Here is a 265-nt window from a genome sequence, read left to right on the forward strand (position 1 = left end):
CGCTAAATCAGTTCTTCTTTCCTCGTGTTATACACGCCGTATATGGGCGTCCGGAACCAGATAAAATAGCGCTCTATAGAATTCTGCGCCTAACGTATCTGCAGCTCATGATTCTTTTATTGATACTGATCGCCATCGTTACTGTGTGGGTGTTGCTGAACGATAAGGTCGCGTTTTTAAGTAGCTATCCCGATAAGCCACTCATGGCGAATCTATTCTTGCTGATGTCAGTGGGTGTATTTTTCGGTGTCTCGAATTTCATGCT

The 265-nt window shown here is 44.2% G+C and carries 1 protein-coding gene; it reads left to right on the top strand.

All coding sequences use genetic code 11. The features are described 5' to 3' along the window. Positions 1-265, top strand: a 265-nt coding sequence (locus SB816_RS32400; protein WP_410548298.1) for a hypothetical protein, incomplete at both ends; no start/stop codon positions are given.

This window comes from Achromobacter sp. SIMBA_011, from assembly GCF_046535435.1.
GTDB lineage: Bacteria > Pseudomonadota > Gammaproteobacteria > Burkholderiales > Burkholderiaceae_B > Achromobacter > Achromobacter dolens.